Below are 24,232 nucleotides of genomic sequence, written 5' to 3'. Positions count from 1 at the left end.
AATCTCTCTGTGTACGCTTGACATACTGGGTTTCTAAATGTTCTTCCATAACGATTCTTTTTTTGTGTATCGATATTCAGGACTAGACATTATGAGCATAAAAAAACCTCTCAGAATTAGGGTCTGAGAGGTTTTTTATCTTTTAGTTTTAATTCAAATTAATTAACTAAAACATCCTGAAGTTCTTCACTTTTTTGAAAACTTGCTTTTGCAAACGGACAAAGCGGAATAATTTTCTTTTCGTTTTTTCTTGCAAAGTCTACGGCAGCTAAAAGCATTTCTTTACCAACACCTTTTCCGTTGTATTTTTCGTCTACCTCGGTATGATCGATGATGAATCGTTCTTCACCTGCCCAGGTATACGTCATTTTTCCTGCTGAGATACCGTCTATGAAAGCCTCAAAACTTCCGTGTTTTTCGTCGTTGTTTTGTTTTACTTCTATCATATTTATGAAAATTTGGTTAGTATTTCTATATCGTTTGTTAATATTTTATGCACCGGGCATGCATCCGCAATAGCATGAAGTCTTTTCAGCTGCTCCTCATCTACATTCCCTTCAAAGCTGATGTTTCTTGTGAAAACTGCTCTTTTGGTCAATGGAAAGTTTTCAAGATCTACTTCTACATGAATCTGTTCCACATTCCATTCTTTTCTGTCGATGTACATCCTTAGAGTAGCGACTGTACAGCTTGCAAGAGAGGTTGCCAGAATTTCAAACGGATTGAATCCTTTATTTTGTCCGCCTTTATCTATGGGTTCATCCGTGATGAGCTTGTTGTCGCCAGCGATGACTTCTGTATAATATTTTTCTTTTCCTAAACTTGCTTTTACCGTTACTCCCATTATTTTTCTGTATTGAATTTATAACTTAATGCTCCGGAAGGGCACAAGTCTATTTGCTTTTTAAGTTCCTCTGGGGTTGCATTTTCTACTTTTATCCAGGGTCTTTCTTTTGGATTATAAACTTTTGGAAGTGTTTTTACACAAACAGTTGAGTGAATACACTTTTGAGGCTGCCAGATCACTGTGATTTCTCCATTGATATATTCATGAGTTTCCATATTAATCTTCTTTTAATGTTTTTTCAATACGTTTGTCAGGAATCAGCCATATGAGAGCTACGATGTAATAAAAACCTATAGCAAGATAAGGATAAAAAAATGAAGTTGCGATTCCTGCAACATAGAATACAATTGAAATATATTCTTTAAACTTAGAATGTATTGCCTGTTTTATACTCGAATTTTCGCCTTCATTTTTTATAATTAAATTTTCCAAAATCGTATACGCGATGGCACACATAATCAAACATATACCATACGCAGCGGCTGGGTTTTTTGCAAAATTGGTAGTGCCTAGCCATTCTGTAGCGACGGGCATCAACGAAAGCCAGAATAATAAATGAAGATTAGCCCAGAGAATATTTCCGTTTACTTTTTTTACAGCCTGGAACAGATGATGGTGATTATTCCAGTAAATTCCAACATAAATAAAGCTGAAAATATAGGCTAAAAATTTGGGAAGAATAGGCTTGAGGCTTTCCCAGCTTGTTCCTTCCGGTACCTTTAATTCAAGGACCATAATGGTAATAATAATGGCTAAAACACCGTCGCTGAAAGCCTCTAATCTTCCTTTTGTCATGAGTTCTTAATCTGAGTTTTAAAGTTTTCAATTTTTTCCTGTAATTCTTTTAACAGGTCAGGGTTAATCACTCCGCTTTCCAGATCAAAATTTTCATAAAATTTCGGAAGGGAAAAAGTGTCTTTAACATCAGCCGCAAACTGCGGGAAAAATGTTTTGGCGGTATTCATCACGTTACCACCGCCATAGCCTCCGGGAGAAGTACTCATCAGCAACATGGGTTTATTTTGAAAGACTTTTACATTAATCCTTGAAGCCCAGTCGAAAACGTTTTTAAAAGCGGCACTATAAGACCTGTTGTGCTCTGCAAGAGAACAAATGATCACATCGCATTCTTCAATTGCTTTTAAAAAACGGTGTGCTTCTTCCGGAAATCCCTTCTTTTCAAGATCTACTGAGAAAACGGGCATGCTGAAATCATTGAGATCGATAAAATTGACCTCCTGATCCTGAAAATCTTTTAAAACAAACTTTACCAGTTCTCTGTTGATAGAGGTGGAAGAAGTGCTTCCTGCAAATGCTAATATGTTCATAGGTTATTTTTTTAGAGTCTGACCTCAAAAATTATTTTCTGTTTAAAATGGATTTTGGAAGAGGAACATATTCTGTTTCATCGCCTGGAACCAATGGAAATGCCTCATGGTTTTGATCATTCCAGTCCACTTTGGCCTGCTCCAGTAATTCTTTATCTGAATTGACAAAATTCCAGTAGATAAAACGTTCCTCGTCAAACGGTTCACCGCCAAATAAATAAACGGTCCCGTTTTCACTCATGTCAAACTCACATAGTTTGGTGTCTTTGGCAATTAAAAGCTGTTTCGAACCGTATTTGTTTCCTTCAATATCCACGGTACCATCCAATACATACATGGCTGCTTCTCCATACAGGTCTTTTCCAATACTTATTTTCTGTGCAGTCTTAGTTTTTATTTCAATGAAAAATAATTTACTGTGAACAGGAACTGGAGATGTTCTGCCAAATGCTTCTCCTGCAATTAATTTATACTGTATGCCACCTTCTTCCCAAACCGGAATATCTTCTTCTTCGATGTGATGGAAAGTAGGTTCAGCCTTTTCCAGATGCTTTGGAAGTCCCACCCAGATCTGAAAACCATGCAGTCTTTTATCAGTGTGTCTCAGGTATTCGGGAGTTCTTTCGGAATGTACTACGCCTTTTCCGGCAGTCATCCAGTTGACAGCTCCTGGTTTTATCTCAAGGGCACTTCCGATGCTGTCACGATGAAAAATGGATCCTTCAAGGAGATAAGTCAGCGTAGATAATCCGATATGCGGATGCGGCGGGACATCGAGGTTTTGATAGTCTTTCAGTTCAGAAGGTCCCATATGATCGATGAAAACAAAGGGTCCGACAGCTCTTTTCTCACGAAAAGGTAAAAGCCTCCCCACTAAAAAGTTTCCTATATCCGCTGCTTTTTCTTCAATGATAAGTCCGATGTTTGACATGATTAAAGTGGTTTTTAATTTTTGTTTACGCTAATGTAATTAATATTCGTAATGTTCCGTATGCTTTGTTGAAACTAAAGCTTGTCATAGCCATCAAATCTTTCATCCACAATACGTTTCCAGTCTGGATTTTTTTTGATGTAAGCGAAGACATACGGACAGAATGGTAATAGTTTTTTACCATTCTCTTCTATATAATGGAGTGTTTTTTCAACAACAGCTGCGGCGGCTCCGGTTCCTGCTAATTCAGAATCGACTTCTGTATGAACCAATGCAATCTGATGTCCCATTTCGCGGTAATCAATGAACGCAGCCTGGCCGTTGATCTCTATTTCAAATCTTTTTCCGGTCTTTATTAAGTCTATATTTTCAAATTCTGGTTTCATGATAGTGGATCATTTTGAGTAATTCATGAGTTTGATATCAATGTACGATGTCAAACTCATGATGATTATAAGATGCATTAGATTAGATAAATATAAGAAAATCATGATCAATAATCTCCTAATAAAAGTTAAGATTAGTTTAATTATGATGTTAGCTTAATCCTCAAGATATCCAAATTTGCCGGTATTGTAATCTTCAAATGCCTGCATTATTTCCTCTCTTGTATTCATCACAAAAGGGCCGTGCGGATAAATAGGTTCGTTTAAAGGCTGTCCGCTAATAATTAATATCACAGCATCTTCAGCAGCTTCTATACTGAACGTTTCGCCTTCATTTTGAAACAATACAAAATGATCGGTTGGAACCTTTTGTTCACCATTAACGATAATGCTTCCTTCAATAACCAAAGCCCCGGTGTTAAAAGAAGCAGGAAAATCAAATTCCGCTTTTCCGCCTGATTTTAGCTTTGCATTCATCATATTCACAGGGCTGAAAGTAGTGGCAGGACCTTTATGGCCGTTATATTCTCCGGCAATAATTTCGACATATCCATGGTCTCTCAAATCCACTTTTTCCATATCTGCATTTTTAATGGCCTGGTATTTTGGACAGCTCATTTTATAGACAGAAGGAAGGTTTACCCAAAGCTGAACCATCTGAAAGATACCGCCGGTTTTTGACCATTCGGTTTCGTGGTATTCTTTGTGAAGAACTCCTTTTGCAGCAGTCATCCATTGAACATCTCCTTCACCGATGATTCCTCCGCCTCCTGCGCTGTCATGATGTTCAACTTTCCCCTGATAGGCTATGGTAACGGTTTCAAAACCTCTGTGAGGATGCACGCCGACTCCTCTGGGATTGTCGGATCCGTTAAAATGAAATTTAGAATTGTAATCCAGCATGATGAACGGATCCATTCTTTTCATGTCCATTCCTTGTATGCCGGGAATAAAATTATGAACTCTGAAACCATCCCCTACAAAATGTGCAGGTTTTGGAGATGCTACGATTTCTATATTTTTTGTTGCCATAACGATGTGCTTTTATATTAACACAAAAGTAGGGCAGATAAAGATCAGATACATTGATCTGTGGTAAGTTCATGAAGTGAAGGGAATCGTAATTCTATCAACAAACACATTGATTATTTTTCTTCTTTCGTCTGCATATTTTTTCCATCTGAAATATGAAGCCTTCTAAAAACGAAGCCTGATAAAATGGTAAGGATTCCCACGGTAAGGAATGTGTATCGGAAGGCATTGTGAATCTCGCCTTCAATAAGATTTGTATTTTCAAATAATTTTAAAACAATCAATCCGAACGCGATCCCGAAGCCAATCGCCAGCTGCTGATTCACGGATAATAATGAGTTGCCGCTGCTGGTCTGAAAGTTTCTAAGATCTGCAATAGAAATCGTATTCATTGAGGTGAACTGGATAGAGTTAAAAAATCCCAGAATAGCAATAATAGGTACAAACCAATATAAAGAAGAATGGATATTAGGGATCGCAAGCAGGCAAATTAATGTTCCGATAATGAAAGTATTCACCATCAGTGTTTTTCTGTATCCATATCTGTCCAGAATTTTGATTACATACGATTTTCCGAACATAGCTGTTAGCGCCATCGGTGCGATAATCCATCCGGAGGTCACTGCAGACTGTTTATAAGCAATCTGAATCATCAGCGGAAGAAGTAATGGGACAGAACTGATTCCTAACCGGGTGGCCAAATTTCCTACCACTCCTACACGGAAAGTTCTCACCTGAAAAAGATTCAATGGAAAAATAGGAGTTCCCCCTCTTTTTGCATGTCGGTAATAATAATACAGAAACAGGAATCCTAAAATAAAGACTACCAAAACCGGAGTTGTATTCTGCAGATCTCCGAAAAGTTCCAAAGAAATAGAAAGCAGGAGCGAGGCTGCGGCAAAGATCAAAAAGCCCTTGAGGTCAAAATCTACATCCTCAGATTTATAATTGGGCATAAACTTGAAGCCTAAAATAATACCAAGGACTCCGATGGGAATATTGATGAGAAAAATCCAGTGCCATGAAAGATAATCAACCATATATCCGCCTACTAATGGACCTAGAACCGGACCGATAAGCGCTGGGATAATGGCGAAATTCATAGCTTTTAGCAATTCATTCTTATCAAAAGTTTTGATTAACGCTAATTTTCCGACAGGCGTCATTAAACTTCCGCCCACTCCCTGAATCACCCTGGAAATAACCAAATGAGTAAGGTTTTGTGACATAGCACAAAATAGTGAACCAATGCTGAAAAGAACCAGTGAGAAAATAAAAACTTTCTTTGTTCCGAACCGGTCTGCCAAAAATCCACTTGCAGGCATAAAAACAGCCAGCGTTAATACATAACTGATAATGGCGTTCTGCATATTGAGCGGAGATTCATGCAGGTCTCTGGCAATGGATGGCAGAGAAGTGTTCAAAATGGTTGAATCCAGCATCTGCATAAAAATTGCAGTGGCGAGAATCAATGGAAGAATTTTCTTTATAGACGTTTCGTTCGGATGTGTTTCAGACATAGTAAGGCCGGGATTTTTTATATTCCGGGATTTTGATTGGTTGTAAAGTATGGCTCTTTTTGATCAGAGCTTTTACTTTAGATGAAGAAATGAGTATAAAATTAAAAAAGTCCTGTGAAATATCACAAGACTTTTTAATTTATTTTCTAGGCTTTTCTACTCCTTTCCATTCATCACCGGCTTTTCTGTACTGGCTTAAGATGTAAGTTTTAAAATCTTTTGTTTTATACTCGATGTTATCGGTGTTTTGTTCAAAAGGCATGATGTAATAATAATCTACATCTGTTTTATCCGATTTGTTTCCTTTTTTCACACTAGGAACGTATTTTGAGAATTTATAACTTGGAAGATATTGTTTCAGTCTTACATAAAAATCTTTGTCTTCTTTTTCGTTAGGAATGATATCTACAATCTGGAAATCATCTTTTTTCTTGTCGATCCACAAATAGTACGTTTTTTCTTCACCTGTATTTCTGTTGAGAGAATTGAAAGAAAATAATTCCTTCGGTACCAGTTCCTTAATTTTCTCCGGATCTACTTTTGTGTAGTATTCCCCTTTTGAAGGATCTACATACGTCTCCAGATTAAGCATCAACACAGGATTGTTGTCGAAATTTTTGTTTTTGAAATATTGATTTAAGGAAAGTTCTGCAGTTTTTCTAAGTTCTTTCCCTCTGTCATCCAGCTTTTTGGTGAAGTTTTGAGGATTTATTTTTTTCACAAACTCATATAAAACCATCGGCTTCACATCCTTAAGGTGCGGATAGGTTTTCAGCTGCTCAGCTTTTACCAGCCAGTAATATTGTTGGTAATAATCATCTTTATCAGCGTCTTTTACGCTTTTATAACTTAAAGCAAGCTTTTTTGAGTTAAGGTATTTGCCGTATTTTCCCTGTCCAAAAGCAAAACTTATAGATAATAAAGCAAATAAGATAGTAAGGTTTCTTCTCATTTTTTTATAATTGATATTTTCGTTTTCCAAATATAATTATTTATTAGATAATATTTTTGATTGTCAGTCAAATTATATCAATATTGTTGTCGGTTATTCAAAAAAAAATCCCGTATTGCTACGGGATTGATAATATTAGTAAGATTTTGATTTATTCGTAAGACGTCTCATGCACTTTTACAGCTCGTCCGCTGGGGTCATTCATTTGTTTGAATGCCTCGTCCCATTCAAGGGCAATAGGAGTGGAGCATGCTACAGAAGGTACAGATGGAACCGTAGCTGCTGAGGTTTCGCTTGGGAAATGCTCTTCAAATATAGTTCTGTATCTGTATTCTTCCTTATTTTGAGGCGTGTTCAATGGAAATCTGAATTTTGCATTGGTCATCATTTCATCCGTCACTTCTTTTTCTGCAACACTTTTCAAAGTATCAATCCATGAATATCCAACTCCATCAGAAAACTGTTCTTTTTGTCTCCAGGCAATAGATTCCGGAAGAAGATCTTCGACAGCTTTTCTCAATACCCACTTTTCAATTTTCCCTTCAGCAACGTTGATCATTTTATCTTTAGGGTTAACTGTCATAGCGATGTCCATAAATTCTTTATCCAGAAAAGGAACACGACCTTCAATTCCCCAGCTCATTAAAGATTTGTTGGCTCTTAAACAGTCGTATAAATGAAGTTTTCCCAGTTTTCTTACTGTTTCATCATGGAATTCTTTTGCATTGGGCGCCTTATGGAAATAAAGGTATCCACCGAATAATTCATCAGCACCTTCCCCTGAAAGAACCATTTTTATCCCCATCGATTTGATGACTCTTGCCAGAAGATACATAGGCGTGGACGCTCTGATCGTAGTAACATCATAGGTTTCCAGATGGTACACCACATCACGGATAGCATCCAGGCCTTCCTGTACCGTAAAGTTTACCTCGTGATGTACCGAACCGATATGGTCTGCTGCTTTTTTTGCGGCGGCAAGATCCGGTGAACCTACCAGTCCTACAGCGAAACTGTGAAGTCTCGGGTACCAAGCTTCCTGAGTATCGCCACTTTCGACCCTTTGTCTTGCAAATTTTGCCGTGATCGCGGAAATAACAGAAGAATCCAGTCCGCCGGAAAGAAGAACTCCGTAAGGAACATCACTCATCAGCTGTCTGTGCACGGCATCCTCAAGACCTTTTCTTATTTTTTCAATACTTGTTTCGTTGTCTTTTACGCTGTCGAAGTTCTCCCAGTCCCTTTTGTACCACTGCTGAAGCTCCATTCCGTCTTTGCTGTAGATAAAATGTCCAGGTAGAAAATTTTCAATGGTTTTACAGATGCCTTCCAGCGCTTTCAATTCAGAAGCTACATAATAGTTTCCGTTTTTGTCCCAGCCCTGGTAAAGAGGGCAGATTCCCATATGGTCACGAGCGATCAGGTAGATGCCGTTTTCAATATCATATAAAGCGAAGGCGAAAATACCATTCAGTTTTTCAATAAAGCTCCCGCCATATTTTCTGTAAAGCGCTAAAATCACTTCACAATCAGATTTAGTTTGGAATTCATATTCCGGAAATTCTTCTTTGAGCTCTCTATGGTTGTAGATTTCTCCGTTCACAGCGAGTACAACTTTGCCGTCTTTTGTGAATAAAGGTTGTTTTCCTGAAGTAGGATCTACAATGGCAAGCCGCTCATGCGAAAAGACTACTTTTTCATCCTGAAATACGCCGCTCCAATCCGGACCTCTGTGACGTATTTTTTTTGACATTTCCAACACTTGAGGTCTTAATATTTCGGTTTTTTGTTTGGCATCAAACAAACATACAATTCCACACATTTTTGATCATTTATTTGAAACAAAAATAGAATTGATATTTAAAAATAACAATAAAAAATGTTTAAAAGTGAATGTTTTTAACTTAATAAATTATTTTAAAGAAAAATATTAATTATAATTAACCATAAACATGTTTTTAGTTAATATTTTTCGCTGTGAAAAAATACTTTGTCTATCATACAAAATAAAAACAACATATTTATTAATCTATGATAAGATATTATAGAAATTTTAGTCCTTACTTTGTCGCTCGAAATAATTTTTTTTCATCATTTGTGTTTTTACCTTCTTGCAATTCTCTTTGCGAGAAGGTTTTTTTTTATTCTGATCCTAAGAGAATTCCCGATACATTCCAAGAGCTGAAACTTGTCCCTTCCGTAGGTCCCTGAGGAATTTTCACCTGAATGGTATGCTTTCCTGCTTTTAAATTCCCGAGAGGAATAAAGTTGGGATTGGTTACCGTTCCCGGGCACCAGTTTGACCGGCTTAAGTCTGATGATGAAAGCCCGTCAGGAAAATTACCTGAGGCAGGATTGTAAAGGCGGTAAGAGCCACAGTCTGTTCTCCAGGGAATGAAAGAAAATGTCATTTTTCCATCCAGAAAGATAGAATTGGTTTTAGGAACAAATTCGTCACCATTTTCCCAGCCTCCATGTCCGGTAGTAATATACCTGAGCTGAGCGTTGTTCAAATCTTTCTTTAAAATAAACTCTACAGAAAGCCCTTTTTCCTGGTCAAACATAGTGGAGTAGTCCTGTCCGGCCATTTCCGCAATATTTAACGTATTAAATAATGGAATCACCGTATTGTTTTTATAAATGGTCTGGTCACTTTTGTGGATGGTAATCTCAAGGCTCACTTTGTGCCCGCCTTTATCATAATTGCCGATAAAAGCCCCAACCCAAAGCTCTTTTTCTGAGAGGGAAGGTTTTAGCTCAGTGATATCCTGGCGGTATGGACTGACCGTTTGCCAGTCTTTTCCTTTCAGCTGGATATGATTAAACTTTTGAATCCCAAAAGCAGTGAAAAATCTCATCATCTCAACAGCCGGGGTATAATTTTCGGTAGAAACTACTCCATAATATTGCTTTCCGTTTCCGTTGTCATAAGCAGGAAGGGTTTTAACTCCTTTTTCCAATCCATCAAAAAAGGATTGCGATTTATCTTGCGGAATAAAAAATACGGTTCCTGTTCTGTCATAGGCGTCACCATTGGACTGCTGTTTTAATTCTACGAAAATATTTTCGCCTTCTGAAATTGCGGGAAACTTTATTTTTTTAAGTATAATGGTTCCATTAGCGAATTTTTTTATTTTCTCATTGGATTTTGATTCATCGGAAAAATTGATGGTTTCATTTTCAAAAACGGGAAGTGTCGTAAAGCGGCTTTTCCAAAGCAGATCTTTATACCCTAACTGATCTGTAGCATTGATATTTCCTTTCAGAATATTTTCAATACCCGTTTTCTGAATTTTTTTAATAGAACTTGCGGTTATTAATGAATTTTTATTACGTTCAACCTCCAGAACCAATCCTAAGTTCTGTCCTAAAACAGAAGGTCCGCCATTGAGTTTTACATCAGCGGTATACCAGATTTCGATGGTATTGGAATTAACTTTGGTAATTGCTTTTTTACAGGTGTAGCCTAATATTTTCTTCGTTTCCTGGGTGAATTCAAAGGTTTGTTTTTTTACAGACTCTGGATCGGAAGCTGAAATAATATCTCCCGGTTTTAAAAATGCATATGAAATGACTGTCTGAGAAGGTTTTTCAATCTTCGTGATTTCAAACGGATAGTCGCTTTTTTGATCTTTTATTTTTTGACTGAGAATTACATTTTCTTTTTCATTCACCCAGACAATCGTAGGAGATTGATCCGTCAGTACTTTTCCGTTATAAGAACTTGTGTATTGGATTTCGTAAGTCTGAGCGGGTATCAGACAACATAAGAATACGGCAAAGAGGCTTGTTAAAAGATTTTTAAGCATGATATTATTGAGTTTCCCATATCTCCTGTTGTACTGCAGGAGCGTTTCATACTTATAAGTATAGGTAATGGCTCTATACGTTACATCAAAGTGAAAAAAATAACTTATCTGTTTAATTGTAAGTATTTTTTATTTTGTCAGGCAGTTATAAAAAAACTACTCCAAAAAATGGAGTAGTCAGTATATTGATATAAGTGATTGTATTATTATGCCAGTCTTTCAATCAAAGCCATATAGAATCCGTCGTAGCCTTCACTTGGCATTACTTTTTGATCCTTGATCATTTTGAAATCCGGATTGTTTTTCAAGAACTCGTCAACCTGTCCGCTATTTTCGGAAGGAAGGATAGAACATGTAGCATAGACCATTTGACCGCCTTTTTTAAGGATTTTAGAATAATCCTGAAGAATCTGCTGTTGTTCTTTTTTAATTCTGTCGATAAAGTCCTGATCGATTTTCCATTTGCTGTCCGGGTTTCTTTTCAAAACTCCCAATCCAGAGCATGGAGCGTCAATTAAAAGTCTGTCTGCCTTTTCATGAAGACGTTTGATTACTTTATTATCAGAAATCATACGGGTTTCAATATTGTGGGCTCCGGCTCTTTTTGCACGTCTTTTGAGCTCAGCCAATTTCCATTCGAAAATATCTAAAGCGATAATCTGACCTTTATTTTGCATCAATGCAGCTAAGTGAAGTGTTTTTCCACCTGCACCTGCACATGCATCAACAACTCTCTGGCCTTCTTTTACGTCAAGGAAATATCCTATTTTTTGTGAAGTAGCATCCTGAACTTCAAAAAGTCCTTCTTTAAAAGCAGTGGTAAGGAAAACATTCTTTTTTTCTTCTAACTGTACAGCATCAGGATAATTTTTTACCGTAAAAGCAACGATGTTTTCTTCTGCAAGATCAGAAATAAGCTCTCTTGTGGTGGTACGTAAAGAGTTTGCTCTTAACACGGTAGGAGCCTGCTCGTTTAAAGCTCTCATTTCTTTTTCCCAGCCCGGACCTAATTCTCTTTCCAATGTTTCAGCAAGCCATTCAGGAATCGAATGCTCAATTGATTTGGTAGGAACGGTACCTTTTTTAAGTTTGGTAAGGATGTCGGCAATTTTTATTCCGTCGAATTCCTCAAATTTTTTATAATTGGTTTTACTCCAAAGCAGATAAGCGATAATCAATTTATAGATATTGTCAGGTTTTACGCTTTCACCCATATAATATTCCAAACGTCTTTTCCAACGGATGATATCGTAAAAAATCCCAGAAACAACGGCTCTGTCTTGGCTTCCCCACTTTCTGTGAGCTTTTAAAAGTCTTTCGATTACTTTATCGGCGTATTTATTTTTCTCGAAAAATGTCTCTTGTAAAGCATCGTGAATTCCGATCGCCAAGTTTCTGTGAATAAGTTCCATAATTGCTATATGCTGTTTTGAATCTGCAAAAATACGAATTATAGTTGAGAGTTGATGTTGTGAAATAAATTGTCGGTATCTGTGTCATCAGATTCGGGTCAGGAAGAATGTAAGTTTTGTAATTATAGGAGCCGATTCGGCGATGTTGATAATTATATCCAAATATTGGTATTGGGGTTAAAATTTTCAGGAAATACCTGATATATGGCACCTGATATCTTGTGTCACAATTTCTGCCTTCTCAAAAAAACTTTACCTTTGCAAAAATTAAAAATATGAGTGATCCTGTACTTTGTCCAAAATGCAGCTCAGAATTTACGTATCCGAGCGATAATATGATGGTGTGTTCCCAGTGTTTCTATGAATGGAATCCTGAAGAAGTATCTTCTGAAACTGCCAATGCGGGAAAGATATTAGATTCCAATGGAAATGAACTTCAGGATGGAGATTCTGTAGTAGTGGTTAAAGATTTACCTGTAAAAGGGGCTCCAAAACCGGTAAAAGCCGGAACTAAAGTGAAAAATATCCGCTTAAGACCTGACAGCGATCATAATATCGACTGCAAAATTGATGGATTTGGTTCAATGGCATTGAAATCCGAATTTGTGAAGAAAGCTTAACATCACAATATACAAGTATACAAAAATGCGTCTGTAAGGCGCATTTTTTTGTGCTTAAAAATAAAATTATTAGGCATAAAAAAAGGAAAGAATTGGACAGTGTAATCTTTCATAGACTTAATTGCAGGGCACTGCTAATGTCCGTCTAATGGCAGAAAGAGAATTAACCAAAAATTTCCTTATGCTGTGGATACACAAATGTAAGAAAAGTATAAGAACTGATGTTGTTACTATTGAAAAATTTATCAAAAATTTAACAATAACTGTAAGAATACCTGTTGGTTACAGTGTTTGTCGCGGTTGGATATTCATCTTTTTGAGCCTATTCAAAAGAAATGATAACAGGATCCTGTAATTTTTTGTCGCTGTACAGAATAATTTCTTTGTTCATAGCTTTAATTTTATTCCAAAAATGATTTCCTGCAAATCTGCTTTCCATAACTTCTGCATCAAAGCCGCTGGAAGTTATTTTTATTTCATGAGGATAATAGCAGGATTTATGGAGTTTAAAATCTGCCATTTCACTTTCACTGAAAATATTAACTTCTCCAAAAAGCTTAGCTACATAGGCATTGTAAGGAGCTTTATAGGTTTCTTCAGGACTGTCATTCTGAATCAGTCTTCCGTCTTTAAGAATGATTACCTGATCCAGCCAAGGCATAATATCATGAAGTTCGTGCGTTGAGATAATCAACGATATATGATGCTGTTTTACATATCGGAAGAGTCTTTCACGAAGCTCAATCTTTCGCGGAAAATCCAGATTGCTGAACGGTTCATCCAAAATAAGAAGTTTGGGAAGCACGGAAAGAGCTCTTGCAATGGCCACTCTCTGCTGCTGTCCGCCGCTTAAATTTTTAGGAAGAACATCCGCAAATTCCTGAAGACCTACGATTTCAAGCAATTCTGTTACGGTTTCTTTCTTTTGGGCTAAATTGATATTTGAAATAAATTTCCCTACGTTTTCAGCTACGGTAGCATAAGGCATCAGATCAAAATTTTGAGCTACAAATTTCATGGATGCTTCCCCTGGTACAAGATTTCCCTTTGGTCCTAAAAGTTTTGTACCGTCAAAGATAATTTCTCCGCTTTCCCAGTCTAAAAGTCCATAGATCAAATTTAATAACGTAGATTTTCCACAGCCGCTTTCTCCCGCCAATGCGATGATTTTTCCTTCCTGAAGCCTGAGGTTCAGGTTCTGAAAGAGCGGTTTATCTTGAGTATGTGAGAAATATAAGTTGTTTAATTCTAAAAGCATAATACAAATGTAAGGTTTTTATGAAAAAATATTTTTTTTTATTATATTAGCAGTTGTAATAAAAATATACCAAAAATGATAAAAAAACTGTTTTCATTAGTTATTCCTGCTTTTTTTGCCGCGGCTGTAGTGGTTTCTTGTAAAAAAGACAAACCTCTGACGAGCGAAAGCAATGAAGTGTCAACGACCAAAGATGGCAGCCAGTATACATTGGATACTTTGAACAGTAAAGTGGAATGGAAAGGATATAAAGTATTCAAATCAGAAAGTACAAGTCATTTTGGAACGATCAAGTTTGAAAGCGGAGACGTTACCGTGAAAGACGGAAAGCTGGAGAGCGGAAAGTTTGTTGCGGATATGAATTCTTTAACTTCTGTTGACCTTAAAGATGATGCAGACCAGTTAGGAAAACTCAACGGGCACCTTAAAAGTGGTGATTTCTTTGAAGTAGAGAAATTTCCTACCGCTTCGTTTGAAATTACGAAAGTTGCTCCTGCAGCAGGAGGCGATTATAATACTCTTTTAGATGGGAATTTAACCATTAAAGGAATTACAAAACCTGTTCAGTTTAAAGCCAATGTTTCTGTAAAAGATGGAGTAGTGAGTGTGGCTACTGAACCTAAAGATATTAAAAGGGAAGAGTTTGGGGTGAAATTCCAGGCTCCGGCGGAAAACGGTGTTCTTAAAGATGAGGTAACTCTTCAAATCAACGTTAAAGCTTTAGAAAAGAAATAATTTTTTTATTTAAGTGAAATAAGTGATTGAAGTCTGCCCCCGAAAAGAGGCAGATTTTTTTATGACAAATTAATTATTAAACTTAAAAACCGTATTTTTGCAAAACATTTTTGAAAGGGTAAAAATAATGATAGAAAAGATAGAAGAGCTACTGGTTGAAGTAAACGGCTTCAATGCTACATCTAAAGAGGAGATAGAGAGCTTCCGAATTAAGTACAACGGTAAAAAAGGAGTACTGAATGATTTTTACGAAACATTAAAAGACGTTCCTAATGATCAGAAAAAAGAATTCGGACAGAAGATTAATTCTTTGAAGCAGGCTGTTGCTGTAAAATTGGAAGATTTTAAAAATACTTCCGAATCTTCTCTTATTACCGAAAAAGAAGATCTTACAAGACCTGCGTTTCCACTGGATCTAGGATCAAGACATCCGATCAATCTGGTGAAAAACAGAATTATAGAAATTTTTAAATCTATCGGATTTGCTGTAGCCGACGGACCGGAAATAGAAGACGACTGGCACAACTTTACGGCCCTTAATCTACCTGAGTATCATCCGGCAAGAGATATGCAGGATACTTTCTTCATTGAGCAAAACCCTGATATTCTTTTAAGAACGCATACTTCTTCGGTACAGATCCGTTATATGGAAGAAAATCAACCGCCGATAAGAATTTTATCTCCGGGAAGAGTATTCAGAAATGAAGCGGTGTCTTCACGCTCACACTGTATTTTCCATCAGATTGAAGGATTATATATTGATGAGAATGTAAGTTTTGCCGATTTGAAACAAACGATTCAGTTTTTTACTACTGAACTTTTTGGAAAATCTAAAATCAGAATGAGACCTTCTTACTTCCCGTTCACTGAGCCAAGTGCTGAGATCGATGTATATTGGGGATTAAACTCTGAAACAGATTACAGAATCACGAAAGGAACAGGATGGCTGGAAATCATGGGTTGTGGAATGGTAGACCCTGCCGTTCTGAAAAATGTGAATATCGATGCTGAGAAATATTCGGGATATGCCTTCGGAATGGGTATTGAAAGAATTGTAATGCTTCTTTATCAAATGAGTGATATCAGAATGTTCTTTGAAAATGATATCCGAACCTTAGAACAGTTTAAAACTTTATAATACAATCAAACCTCCGAAATTTCGGAGGTTTTTTACTTTCAGGTACTGACCTTAGAAACAAAACGTATCTGAAAGCTGATTGTTCTTATGGTTATTTCTGAAATTCTGTCATTGAAGAATTTCGTTTTCGTCTGTAGGTTATCTTACTAATAGGACAGCTCAGTACTACAATCTATTACATAACACAAAAAATGCCTGCAATACGCTTGCAGACATTTCTTTATAAAAACTAACTATTATATGCTTAATTGGTAAACTTTAAAGGGTATTTTATGTTTTTAACATCATCAATACTTGCTTTTAAGGAACCCACTGCCAGCTCTGCTTTCAACAGCATTGGTACATGATTGGCATCATTGGAAACCCACATGGTTACACCTTCCTTCTCTTTGAAAACCCTTCCGCTTTTTACAGACGGAATAATTTTCAGACAGTTGATAGTACCGAATTTTGTTTTTAAATCTTCCGTACCGATCACTTTCAGCTGAAAAGGAAACATCTCGTCATCGATCCATACATTCATGTTGATGACGGTCCCTACTTTCAGTTCGGCCGAGCTTTTACTTCTTAAAAAATAAAAGCATGAAAGCATATCCTGAATTCCTCTTACCGATTTGATGACTTTAGATCCATTGGCCGGTGTTTTTTTATCGGTTAATATCAAAGTATTATTGTCATGGTTGAAAACCGTTTCAAAATGCTGGCGGTAACTTCCTTCACGCACATTTCTTACATAGAAGCTCGGTAAACCTGTTTCTACATTAATAAAGCTTTCATACAGGTCTTCCACTTTAAAGAAAGCTTTTACGGCGCCCGTGGTTTGGCCGGTGCCTTTTACATACAAATGGGGAACTCCTTTGTAATTGGTTTTTTTTGTGGTGAGATTGGCGGTTCCGGCGTTCAATATACCATAATGAATTCTTAAGGTAATTGATTCGCCGTCAGCGATATTATCAATCTGAGCAGAACCTAGAAAAAATAAAAATACTGCAATAAAATTTAAAACTTTTTTCATAATAAAAGGGCTACAAAAAGACTGCCAAATTTAATATTTTCAATTATTTGCTGAGATTTGATAAATCTCAGGTTTTTATTTAGACTGAATTAAATATGCTTCGCATTAAAATTACTAAATTTGCGGCTACATGTATAATTAAATTATCTTTCTATTATGATAACTACTGATATATTAATCATAGGGGCAGGACCTACGGGACTTTTTGCAGTTTTTGAAGCAGGTCTATTAAAAATGAAGTGTCACATTATTGATGCACTTCCTCAACCGGGAGGTCAATTGGCTGAGCTTTATCCTAAAAAACCTATTTTCGATATTCCGGGTTATCCTTCAGTAAATGCAGGAGATTTGGTAGATAATTTAATGGAGCAGATCAAACAGTTCCAGCCAGGATTTACGTTGGGAGAAACGGCTGTTTCTTACACGAAAGTAGATGATGAATGGTTTGAAGTGGTTACGAATAAGGGAACAGTGCACAGAGCAAAGGCAATTGCCATTGCAGGAGGATTGGGAACTTTTGAACCTAGAAAACCGGCTATAGAAAATGTGGCTGATTATGAAGAAAAAGGATTGGAATATTTCGTTAAAGAACCTGAACATTTCAGAAATAAAAAAGTAATCATTGCCGGTGGTGGTGATTCTGCACTGGACTGGAGTATTTTCTTATCCAATGTGGCAAGTGAAGTAACTTTAATTCACAGAAGAAATGAGTTCAGAGGGGCTTTGGATTCTGTTGAAAAAGTACAGGACATTAAAAATCAGGGTAAAATCAAACTGATCACTCCAGCTGAAGTTACAGCAATTAAAGGTGATGGTAAAGTGGAGGCGATTACTGTTGTGAAAGACGGTGAGGAGGCTCAGGATATTGAAACCGATTATTTCATTCCTCTTTTCGGACTGACTCCCAAATTAGGGGAAATCGCCAACTGGGGATTGAATATTGAGAAAAACGCTATCGTTGTAAATAACGCTTTGGATTACCAGACGAATATCGAAGGAATCTATGCCATCGGAGATATCAATACGTATCCAGGAAAATTAAAGCTGATCTTATGTGGTTTCCATGAAGCTACTTTAATGTGTCAGAGTGTCTACAACCGATTAAATCCGGGTAAAAAATACGTACTAAAATATACCACCGTAAGTGGAGTAGATGGTTTCGATGGAAGCCGAAAAGAAGCAGAGAAGGCTGTTGTGAAAAAAATTGACTAATTTTGCAAAATTATGTCAGATATTAATATTAAAATCACCGATAGAGACGGTGTAGCTCACGATATTGTAGCACCAACGGATATGTCCATGAACTTAATGGAGATCATCCGTTCTTATGAATTAGCAGAAGAAGGAACTATCGGAGTTTGCGGCGGGATGGCGATGTGTGCCTCATGTCAGGTGTATGTGATCAATGATCCGGGACTTGTAGAAATGGGTGATGAAGAAGATGCCATGCTTGCTGAAGCATACCATGTTAAAGAAAACAGCCGATTAGGCTGCCAGTTGCATATTGTAGAAGAAATGGAAGGACTGGAAGTGGAGATTGCTCCTTATCCTTAGAATTAATCTTAGCTTACATTATAAAAAACTCTCGAGAAATCGAGAGTTTTTTTCTAGAAGGGTAGTTCGTCATCATCTTCTTCCTCTTCTTCGTGAAGAATAAACTCATTACTCCAGTCAGTTTTTTTTATAAACTTTAATTTCAAATCATCATCAAATATAGATTTTACAATTTGTAATTTATATCTTTTTCTGTTACTGGATTTCTCAAATATTTCATAATCAAACGTTTCCTCTTCAAATGTTAAAGGAATTTCATACTTGTATCCTCTTGCTGAAAGTAATTCTTTCATATCGTTGAAACCTTCAATGTAAAAATTATATGGGATGTCAAGTATATTTCTTAATTCTTCAACTAAAGGATGGTTTATCATTAGTATTTTATTAATTTCATCATCTTTTTCCTTATTTTCATCACTTAAAACTGTAACAATTTTATTTAAAGTTTGTGCTGTTTTTTCGAGATTTCTTATTAATGAAATTTCTTTAATTCTAGTTTGTTCTTCTAAAAACCTTTGAAATAATCCCGCAAACTGATCTTTCAAGTATTTACTTATTTCCGAAGCCGTATCAAATCCTTTAATGTTATTATTACTGTTAAGAGTTTTAATTTCTTCAATGAACTGATAAATTCTAATATCGTCAACATATCTAAAAGAAATCTCTTTATCCTTATTTATCAAATATGTTTCATATTCTGCTAAAACATTTTTTTCAATAAAAATGTATACTTGTTTGTTTTCTTTTAGGGCAGTCCTCAATTCGATTTGAGAAATTGAGGAGTTATTTCTTTTAGATTCAGAACCAAATCTTCCTCCAATTATTGATACTAAAATATCAATTGATTTTATTTCTTTATAACAATATTCTTCTAGAGCATCATCTTTACCATAAGGGATATCCCCTTCTTCATTTCTAATTGTTTCATATCCTAAAGTATCTATAAATAAGTCTAAGTCGGTTCTAATTTGTTTAAGATCATAAAATGTAGAACTCATAAAAATCCGAGGTTTGGCCATAGTTTTTATATATTTCTTTTAAAAAATCAAATATAAGGGAAGTTTATTGTACTTCATACTTCTTCTTTAGAAATCCACTTACCAACAGCAGGAGCTTTATAGTTTCTCATTTTTTCCAGCAGTTCATTAACAGAATCACTGATCAGAAGCATTTCCTTATTCACCTGTTTTAAAAATCCTTTTTCTACCATATTTTGAACCAACTTGATGAGGTCGTTATAAAAACCATCGATATTAAGGATTCCAATAGGTTTTTGGTGAAGGCCAAGCTGTGCCCAGGTGATCATTTCGAAAAACTCTTCCAATGTTCCGTAACCGCCGGGAAGAACGATAACTCCGTCACAGAGCTCATTCATTTTTGTCTTTCTTTCGTGCATGGTTTCTACCACAATAAGCTCGGTAAGCCGGGTGTGGGCAATTTCTTTAGACTGTAAAAAACGAGGCAGTACACCTATTACTTTTCCGCCTTCCTGTAATGCACCGTCTGCAACAGCTCCCATCAATCCTACATCGGCACCTCCATATACCAATTGAATATCTTGTTGCGCCAATGTTTGTCCAAGCAATACAGCCTGATCTTTAAATATTGCGTCTGAGCCGAAGCTTGAACCGCAAAATACAGTGATACTTTTCATTTTTTAATATTCGTATTTTTTTAGAATATTTATAAGGTCTTCAGTTGTGGCTGCTTTTAATTCTTTTATCTCTTGTGTTAGTTCAGGGTTATTTTTAATTGCTTTTAAAAGTGTAGCCTTTCTTGCTCCAAACATACCGATTGAATAACTTTTCCCGTCTTCATCTATGAATTCATCGCCATATTGCATAGACTGGTCATAGGGGTTCTGGTTAAAAATTCGATACCATTTAATTTTTCCTAAATACATAACTTCTTTAAGCTTTCTACCGCCATTGACATAAGTTCTTTTCTGATCATTAAAAATAAAAGTAAGTTCTTTAATGTCCTTGGCATTTATTTTTTCAATTTTTTTATGATTATCATCTACCAGACGTACAACTTTGTAAAAGCTGGATTCAGTAACCTTATCAGGAGAGAATATATTTGTGCTGATTCTTATTTTTGCTTTTACTGTGTCGTTTGTATTTTTCACGACTACGGCGGGTGGATATTTTTGGCCATAGACTAGGGAACTAAGCAAAACAAGAAATAGATAGAGAAAATTTTTCATTCTTTTATATAGTAGTATATAGTTATCAAAAATAATAGTACCTAAAGTTAAAAGGCTTTAGATACTATTAATATGTAAGGTTTTAATAAAATTATTTCTCCGGAATATTCGCTAAAATATCTTTCAGGAAGCTCCAGAATTTTTGGGCAGATGGAATATTTGCTTTTTCTTCAGGAGAGTGAGCTCCGCGAATGGTAGGACCAAAGCTTACCATTTCCATTGCAGGATAATTGGCACCGATGATTCCGCATTCCAGACCTGCATGACAGGCTACTACCTGAGGTTTTTCTTTAAATTTATCAATATAGAGCTTCTCCATCAACTGAACGATTTCAGAACCCGGTTTTGGTTTCCATCCCGGATAAGAACCGCTGAATTCTACATTCATTCCTGCCAGTTCAGAAACAGATTTTAACTGCTCTGATACTGAATCTTTTGAAGAATCTACAGATGATCTTGAAAGGTTAAGGATTTTTAAACTTCCTCCTTTCAGTTCCACCCTTGCTACGTTGTTTGAAGATTCTACCAGGTCTTTTACGTCCGGGCTCATTCTGTAAACACCGTTATGAAGAGATTTTAGAACCAAAATAATTTTTTTAGAATCTGCTTCAGAAACTGCTTTTTCAGAAGTTGTTGAATGTTCAATATTGATTTGAAGATGAGGTTCTACCGTTGCAAATTCTTCTAAAATTTCTTTTTTCAGTCCTGTTGTAACCTCTTCAATGAATTCCTGTGCATTTCTTACCGAAACAAGGGCAACGCCTTCTCTTGGGATAGCATTTCTCAAGCCACCACCGTCGATAGAAATCAATTGGATGTTTTCTTTTGCCAATCCTTTATATAAAAGTCTTCCTAAGATAATGTTGGCATTTCCAAAGCCTTTATGGATGTCCATTCCGGAGTGACCGCCCTGAAGGCCCTTCACTTCGATTCTTACGATCTGTCCTTTTGAAGCTTCTGTTTGATAGTCCTGTGTAACGGTTACGTCAATTCCTCCTGCACAGCCGATGTCGATTTCATCATCTTCTTCCGTATCAAGATTTAATAAAATCTTACCCGTTAACTGTCCTGGCTGCAAACCTATGGCTCCGGTCATACCCGTTTCTTCATCAATCGTAAATAATGCTTCCAAATCAGGATGTGGAATGTCTGAACTTTCAAGAATAGACATGATGGTAGCAACTCCCAAACCGTTGTCGGCTCCCAGTGTTGTTCCTTTTGCCTTTACCCAATCGCCATCGATCTCCATTTTGATACCTTCAGTTTCAAAATCAAAAGTAACGTCATTATTTTTTTGGCAAACCATATCCAGGTGAGACTGCAGAACAATTGATTTGCGGTCTTCCATTCCTGCAGTGGCAGGTTTTTTAATGATCACATTTCCTACACCGTCTACGGTGGTTTCCAATCCTAAACTTTCACCAAATTCTTTGATGAATGCAATTACTTTTTCTTCTTTCTTTGATGGTCTTGGAACCGCATTTAATTTGGAGAAATTTTTCCAGATTATCTGTGGTTCTATGTTAGATAATTCCATGAAATTTTATTTTTATCAAAATTACGAAATAAAAAATGCTTCTGTAAATTCAGAAGCATTCTTTTTTATGGGCAGGCTATATGTTGGTACATAGTAACGGTTATTATTTCATTAACATCCGCATTCGCCGTAAATAGGAGTGGTTTCAATACTGCCATCAGGTTTTTCAATGGTCATGGTCCCTTCAAACAATAAAGCTTCTTCCTTTTTTATTTTTTTACCTTTTACGGAGATTTTATAATCGCCGCTTTCTATTTCTTTGCTTAGTTCTTCATCCGCTTCCATATCGCTTGAAGAGATAAGATTCATAGCTAGTCTTTTACCATCCAGCTTCATATAAGCTGTTTTTCCGGCATCATCGGCGTAAATGTATTTTTCCGCTTCAAAATCTGCTTTGTTTTTGGCGAAATAGCATGAACATTCTTTAATTTCTTTAGGGAAAGGAAAGGGTTCTATCAAGATTTTTTCTGCAGTAGCACCCACTTTCGCAGAGTCGTGAACAGTAGTCATTGAATCTTTAGATACAGCGCCTGAAACGGTTTCTTTATCTTTTTTACATGCAGTCAGCAAGAATGCTGAAAAGAAAATAATTAAGTATCTCATTGTATGTATTGTTTTATCCTCTGGCTCTTTCTAAAAGCACCATCATCAATAAAGAAAGTACTACTAAACTTTCGTCTTCATCCGGAATGTCAATTATTCTGTCAAGCTGGAATCTTCTTCCAAAGAATGAAGGCATCTTTTTTAATTTGAAATATTCTTTTCCGTCAGCTCCGGTTACTGTATAAGAAGGGTTCAAGAAATATCCAGTGAACATTCCTACGATGGGAATTTCACCAACCATTCCGTCAAAAAATCTTACCCATGCGCTGTCTTCTTTAATCGTGAATTTAGGCTGATCATTGGAGTCTAAAATATCATACGAAGCTTTCCATATAGAACGCATTCCCTTTCTGGCCAGTCTTCCGTAATTTTTATTGTCAACAAGATCATTTAAAGAATAAGAAGCATTGAAATCGATCCACTGATTGGCTTTAATTCTGAAAAGCTCTTTAGATTTGCTTTCATCATTAAAAACAATTACATCTTCTTTTAGCTTGAACATTTTCTGACGAACGTAGGCTACGTAACTACCGTTTTTATCGGTAATATTGAAGTCGCTGGCTAAAGTGGAGATTTTAAATTTAAAATCAAGTGGATAATTAAGATTTTTAAGTACCATTAGTTTATTATTTTCTCAAATTAATATATTCCAAAGATAATTTATTTATTGGAATTATATCATTATTTAACCACCGTAAAATCACGGATAATCATCTTTTTGTCTTATTTTTGTAGTATGGATTATCCTAGTAAAGTTCTGGCAAAAGCGGTAGATGAAATTTCCGGATTACCGGGGATCGGCAGGAAAACGGCCTTGCGTTTAGCATTACATTTATTGAAACAGCCAAATTCCAGAGCATTGAGTCTTGGAAACTCACTGATTAACCTTGTTACAGAAATTAAGTACTGTAAAGAATGCCACAATTTTTCCGATTTTGAGGTCTGCGAAATCTGTAGTAATCATAAGCGAAATGACGAGCTGATATGTATTGTAGAAGATGTACGCGACGTAATTGCCGTTGAAAATACAGGAAAATATACAGGGAAATATCTGATCCTAGGTGGAAAAATCTCTCCGATGGAAGGTATAGGCCCCAATCAGCTTAATATTCCGAGTATAGAAAAAAAGCTGAATGAAGGCAAAGTGAAAGAATTTATTTTTGCATTGAGTGCGACGATGGAGGGAGATACTACAGCCTATTACATTTATAAGAAATTCAAAAATCTCGATGTGAGTTTTTCAAGCATAGCAAGAGGAATATCGGTAGGAGATGAGCTTGAATATGCTGATGAAATTTCTTTGGGAAGGTCGATCATCAACAGGCTTCCGTATAACGAAAAGGATTAAA

27 protein-coding genes are annotated in these 24,232 nt (G+C 36.3%); 6 read left to right on the top strand and 21 right to left on the bottom strand.

The window, feature by feature from the left end:
* Positions 1-158: 158 nt before the first annotated feature.
* The 13 genes from SB679_RS19605 to SB679_RS19545 all read right to left on the bottom strand — a co-directional run bounded on the left by SB679_RS19605 (position 159) and on the right by SB679_RS19545 (position 12,217).
* Positions 159-446 carry a GNAT family N-acetyltransferase gene (locus tag SB679_RS19605; protein ID WP_410704017.1) on the bottom strand — a complete coding sequence of 96 codons (288 nt, stop codon included), beginning with the start codon at positions 444-446 and terminating at the stop codon, positions 159-161.
* Between the two features lie 2 nt (positions 447-448).
* Complete coding sequence (locus SB679_RS19600; RefSeq protein WP_410704016.1) at positions 449-844, bottom strand: OsmC family protein; 396 nt, start codon at positions 842-844, stop codon at positions 449-451.
* On the bottom strand, positions 844-1,062 hold the full coding sequence (locus SB679_RS19595) for a (4Fe-4S)-binding protein (RefSeq protein WP_410704015.1): 219 nt from the start codon (positions 1,060-1,062) through the stop codon (positions 844-846). Before SB679_RS19595 ends, SB679_RS19600 begins: the two co-directional genes overlap by 1 nt.
* A gap of 1 nt (position 1,063) precedes the next feature.
* The gene (locus tag SB679_RS19590; RefSeq protein WP_410704014.1) at positions 1,064-1,642 is read right to left on the bottom strand and encodes a TMEM175 family protein; all 579 of its coding nucleotides are present in this window, start codon (positions 1,640-1,642) and stop codon (positions 1,064-1,066) included.
* Positions 1,639-2,175, bottom strand: coding sequence for an NADPH-dependent FMN reductase (locus SB679_RS19585; protein ID WP_410704013.1), 537 nt, complete (start codon positions 2,173-2,175; stop codon positions 1,639-1,641). The genes SB679_RS19590 and SB679_RS19585 overlap by 4 nt, the downstream gene beginning before the upstream one ends.
* Before the next feature lie 31 nt (positions 2,176-2,206).
* The gene (locus SB679_RS19580; RefSeq protein WP_410704012.1) at positions 2,207-3,106 is read right to left on the bottom strand and encodes a pirin family protein; all 900 of its coding nucleotides are present in this window, start codon (positions 3,104-3,106) and stop codon (positions 2,207-2,209) included.
* 74 nt (positions 3,107-3,180) lie between these two features.
* Entirely contained in the window at positions 3,181-3,492 is a 312-nt protein-coding gene (locus tag SB679_RS19575; protein WP_410704011.1) for a GNAT family N-acetyltransferase, read from the bottom strand.
* Positions 3,493-3,648: 156 nt separating this feature from the next.
* Positions 3,649-4,524: a pirin family protein gene (locus SB679_RS19570; protein WP_410704010.1), complete on the bottom strand. Its 876-nt coding sequence runs from the start codon at positions 4,522-4,524 to the stop codon at positions 3,649-3,651.
* A gap of 113 nt (positions 4,525-4,637) precedes the next feature.
* Positions 4,638-6,044, bottom strand: coding sequence for an MFS transporter (locus SB679_RS19565; protein ID WP_410704009.1), 1,407 nt, complete (start codon positions 6,042-6,044; stop codon positions 4,638-4,640).
* A 139-nt stretch (positions 6,045-6,183) separates the two neighbouring features.
* Entirely contained in the window at positions 6,184-7,026 is an 843-nt protein-coding gene (locus SB679_RS19560) for a hypothetical protein (protein ID WP_410704008.1), read from the bottom strand.
* A gap of 121 nt (positions 7,027-7,147) precedes the next feature.
* Positions 7,148-8,818 carry an asparagine synthase B gene (gene asnB / locus SB679_RS19555; protein WP_410704007.1) on the bottom strand — a complete coding sequence of 557 codons (1,671 nt, stop codon included), beginning with the start codon at positions 8,816-8,818 and terminating at the stop codon, positions 7,148-7,150.
* A 319-nt stretch (positions 8,819-9,137) separates the two neighbouring features.
* Positions 9,138-10,805, bottom strand: a complete 1,668-nt coding sequence (locus SB679_RS19550) for a GLPGLI family protein (RefSeq protein ID WP_410704006.1) — start codon at positions 10,803-10,805, stop codon at positions 9,138-9,140.
* 206 nt (positions 10,806-11,011) lie between these two features.
* Positions 11,012-12,217 carry an RsmB/NOP family class I SAM-dependent RNA methyltransferase gene (locus tag SB679_RS19545; protein WP_034710500.1) on the bottom strand — a complete coding sequence of 402 codons (1,206 nt, stop codon included), beginning with the start codon at positions 12,215-12,217 and terminating at the stop codon, positions 11,012-11,014.
* A gap of 275 nt (positions 12,218-12,492) precedes the next feature.
* Here SB679_RS19545 and SB679_RS19540 point away from each other — a divergent pair, with 275 nt between their 5' ends.
* Positions 12,493-12,837, top strand: a complete 345-nt coding sequence (locus tag SB679_RS19540; protein ID WP_410704005.1) for a zinc ribbon domain-containing protein YjdM — start codon at positions 12,493-12,495, stop codon at positions 12,835-12,837.
* 322 nt (positions 12,838-13,159) lie between these two features.
* Here SB679_RS19540 and SB679_RS19535 read toward each other — a convergent pair whose 3' ends face one another.
* Complete coding sequence (locus SB679_RS19535; protein WP_410704004.1) at positions 13,160-14,095, bottom strand: sulfate/molybdate ABC transporter ATP-binding protein; 936 nt, start codon at positions 14,093-14,095, stop codon at positions 13,160-13,162.
* A 75-nt stretch (positions 14,096-14,170) separates the two neighbouring features.
* On the opposite strand from SB679_RS19535, the gene SB679_RS19530 reads away from it, so the two are divergent.
* The gene (locus SB679_RS19530) at positions 14,171-14,830 is read left to right on the top strand and encodes a YceI family protein (protein WP_317741206.1); all 660 of its coding nucleotides are present in this window, start codon (positions 14,171-14,173) and stop codon (positions 14,828-14,830) included.
* Between the two features lie 127 nt (positions 14,831-14,957).
* Positions 14,958-15,968: a phenylalanine--tRNA ligase subunit alpha gene (pheS, locus tag SB679_RS19525; protein ID WP_410704003.1), complete on the top strand. Its 1,011-nt coding sequence runs from the start codon at positions 14,958-14,960 to the stop codon at positions 15,966-15,968.
* Between the two features lie 244 nt (positions 15,969-16,212).
* Here the strand turns inward: pheS and SB679_RS19520 are convergent, their stop codons facing one another.
* Positions 16,213-16,983, bottom strand: a complete 771-nt coding sequence (locus SB679_RS19520; protein WP_410704002.1) for a DUF3108 domain-containing protein — start codon at positions 16,981-16,983, stop codon at positions 16,213-16,215.
* A 156-nt stretch (positions 16,984-17,139) separates the two neighbouring features.
* Between SB679_RS19520 and SB679_RS19515 the strand changes: the two genes are divergently transcribed.
* Positions 17,140-18,195: an NAD(P)/FAD-dependent oxidoreductase gene (locus SB679_RS19515; protein ID WP_410704001.1), complete on the top strand. Its 1,056-nt coding sequence runs from the start codon at positions 17,140-17,142 to the stop codon at positions 18,193-18,195.
* A 12-nt stretch (positions 18,196-18,207) separates the two neighbouring features.
* Entirely contained in the window at positions 18,208-18,537 is a 330-nt protein-coding gene (locus tag SB679_RS19510) for a ferredoxin (RefSeq protein ID WP_410704000.1), read from the top strand.
* 53 nt (positions 18,538-18,590) lie between these two features.
* Here SB679_RS19510 and SB679_RS19505 read toward each other — a convergent pair whose 3' ends face one another.
* The 6 genes from SB679_RS19505 to SB679_RS19480 all read right to left on the bottom strand — a co-directional run bounded on the left by SB679_RS19505 (position 18,591) and on the right by SB679_RS19480 (position 23,502).
* The gene (locus SB679_RS19505) at positions 18,591-19,535 is read right to left on the bottom strand and encodes a DUF4062 domain-containing protein (protein WP_410703999.1); all 945 of its coding nucleotides are present in this window, start codon (positions 19,533-19,535) and stop codon (positions 18,591-18,593) included.
* Between the two features lie 74 nt (positions 19,536-19,609).
* The gene (locus SB679_RS19500) at positions 19,610-20,191 is read right to left on the bottom strand and encodes a TIGR00730 family Rossman fold protein (protein WP_410703998.1); all 582 of its coding nucleotides are present in this window, start codon (positions 20,189-20,191) and stop codon (positions 19,610-19,612) included.
* A 3-nt stretch (positions 20,192-20,194) separates the two neighbouring features.
* Positions 20,195-20,743 (bottom strand): hypothetical protein, encoded by a 549-nt coding sequence (locus SB679_RS19495; RefSeq protein WP_410703997.1) that lies wholly within the window; start codon positions 20,741-20,743, stop codon positions 20,195-20,197.
* 91 nt (positions 20,744-20,834) lie between these two features.
* Positions 20,835-22,280, bottom strand: a complete 1,446-nt coding sequence (locus SB679_RS19490) for an aminoacyl-histidine dipeptidase (protein ID WP_410703996.1) — start codon at positions 22,278-22,280, stop codon at positions 20,835-20,837.
* 111 nt (positions 22,281-22,391) lie between these two features.
* Positions 22,392-22,883 (bottom strand): hypothetical protein, encoded by a 492-nt coding sequence (locus SB679_RS19485; RefSeq protein WP_410703995.1) that lies wholly within the window; start codon positions 22,881-22,883, stop codon positions 22,392-22,394.
* Between the two features lie 13 nt (positions 22,884-22,896).
* Entirely contained in the window at positions 22,897-23,502 is a 606-nt protein-coding gene (locus SB679_RS19480; RefSeq protein WP_410703994.1) for a hypothetical protein, read from the bottom strand.
* A gap of 117 nt (positions 23,503-23,619) precedes the next feature.
* On the opposite strand from SB679_RS19480, the gene recR reads away from it, so the two are divergent.
* Complete coding sequence (gene recR, locus SB679_RS19475) at positions 23,620-24,231, top strand: recombination mediator RecR (protein ID WP_034710517.1); 612 nt, start codon at positions 23,620-23,622, stop codon at positions 24,229-24,231.
* Position 24,232: the final 1 nt, after the last annotated feature.

Origin of the sequence: Chryseobacterium sp. SIMBA_029, assembly GCF_046535275.1 — a bacterium.
Lineage (GTDB): Bacteria > Bacteroidota > Bacteroidia > Flavobacteriales > Weeksellaceae > Chryseobacterium.
Note: the sequence above shows the minus strand (reverse complement) of the source record. Positions and strands in the feature narration are given on the sequence as shown.

Coding starts and splice junctions, on each gene's coding strand:
- SB679_RS19565 (WP_410704009.1), bottom strand. CDS start 6,044: ATGTCTGAAACACATCCGAACGAAACGTCTATAAAGAAAATTCTTCCA.
- SB679_RS19570 (WP_410704010.1), bottom strand. CDS start 4,524: ATGGCAACAAAAAATATAGAAATCGTAGCATCTCCAAAACCTGCACAT.
- SB679_RS19600 (WP_410704016.1), bottom strand. CDS start 844: ATGGGAGTAACGGTAAAAGCAAGTTTAGGAAAAGAAAAATATTATACA.
- SB679_RS19490 (WP_410703996.1), bottom strand. CDS start 22,280: ATGGAATTATCTAACATAGAACCACAGATAATCTGGAAAAATTTCTCC.
- SB679_RS19500 (WP_410703998.1), bottom strand. CDS start 20,191: ATGAAAAGTATCACTGTATTTTGCGGTTCAAGCTTCGGCTCAGACGCA.
- SB679_RS19515 (WP_410704001.1), top strand. CDS start 17,140: ATGATAACTACTGATATATTAATCATAGGGGCAGGACCTACGGGACTT.
- SB679_RS19580 (WP_410704012.1), bottom strand. CDS start 3,106: ATGTCAAACATCGGACTTATCATTGAAGAAAAAGCAGCGGATATAGGA.
- SB679_RS19480 (WP_410703994.1), bottom strand. CDS start 23,502: ATGGTACTTAAAAATCTTAATTATCCACTTGATTTTAAATTTAAAATC.
- SB679_RS19605 (WP_410704017.1), bottom strand. CDS start 446: ATGATAGAAGTAAAACAAAACAACGACGAAAAACACGGAAGTTTTGAG.
- SB679_RS19485 (WP_410703995.1), bottom strand. CDS start 22,883: ATGAGATACTTAATTATTTTCTTTTCAGCATTCTTGCTGACTGCATGT.
- SB679_RS19530 (WP_317741206.1), top strand. CDS start 14,171: ATGATAAAAAAACTGTTTTCATTAGTTATTCCTGCTTTTTTTGCCGCG.
- SB679_RS19505 (WP_410703999.1), bottom strand. CDS start 19,535: ATGAGTTCTACATTTTATGATCTTAAACAAATTAGAACCGACTTAGAC.
- SB679_RS19495 (WP_410703997.1), bottom strand. CDS start 20,743: ATGAAAAATTTTCTCTATCTATTTCTTGTTTTGCTTAGTTCCCTAGTC.
- pheS (WP_410704003.1), top strand. CDS start 14,958: ATGATAGAAAAGATAGAAGAGCTACTGGTTGAAGTAAACGGCTTCAAT.
- SB679_RS19520 (WP_410704002.1), bottom strand. CDS start 16,983: ATGAAAAAAGTTTTAAATTTTATTGCAGTATTTTTATTTTTTCTAGGT.
- asnB (WP_410704007.1), bottom strand. CDS start 8,818: ATGTGTGGAATTGTATGTTTGTTTGATGCCAAACAAAAAACCGAAATA.
- SB679_RS19510 (WP_410704000.1), top strand. CDS start 18,208: ATGTCAGATATTAATATTAAAATCACCGATAGAGACGGTGTAGCTCAC.
- SB679_RS19595 (WP_410704015.1), bottom strand. CDS start 1,062: ATGGAAACTCATGAATATATCAATGGAGAAATCACAGTGATCTGGCAG.
- SB679_RS19590 (WP_410704014.1), bottom strand. CDS start 1,642: ATGACAAAAGGAAGATTAGAGGCTTTCAGCGACGGTGTTTTAGCCATT.
- SB679_RS19545 (WP_034710500.1), bottom strand. CDS start 12,217: ATGGAACTTATTCACAGAAACTTGGCGATCGGAATTCACGATGCTTTA.
- recR (WP_034710517.1), top strand. CDS start 23,620: ATGGATTATCCTAGTAAAGTTCTGGCAAAAGCGGTAGATGAAATTTCC.
- SB679_RS19540 (WP_410704005.1), top strand. CDS start 12,493: ATGAGTGATCCTGTACTTTGTCCAAAATGCAGCTCAGAATTTACGTAT.
- SB679_RS19585 (WP_410704013.1), bottom strand. CDS start 2,175: ATGAACATATTAGCATTTGCAGGAAGCACTTCTTCCACCTCTATCAAC.
- SB679_RS19535 (WP_410704004.1), bottom strand. CDS start 14,095: ATGCTTTTAGAATTAAACAACTTATATTTCTCACATACTCAAGATAAA.
- SB679_RS19550 (WP_410704006.1), bottom strand. CDS start 10,805: ATGCTTAAAAATCTTTTAACAAGCCTCTTTGCCGTATTCTTATGTTGT.
- SB679_RS19575 (WP_410704011.1), bottom strand. CDS start 3,492: ATGAAACCAGAATTTGAAAATATAGACTTAATAAAGACCGGAAAAAGA.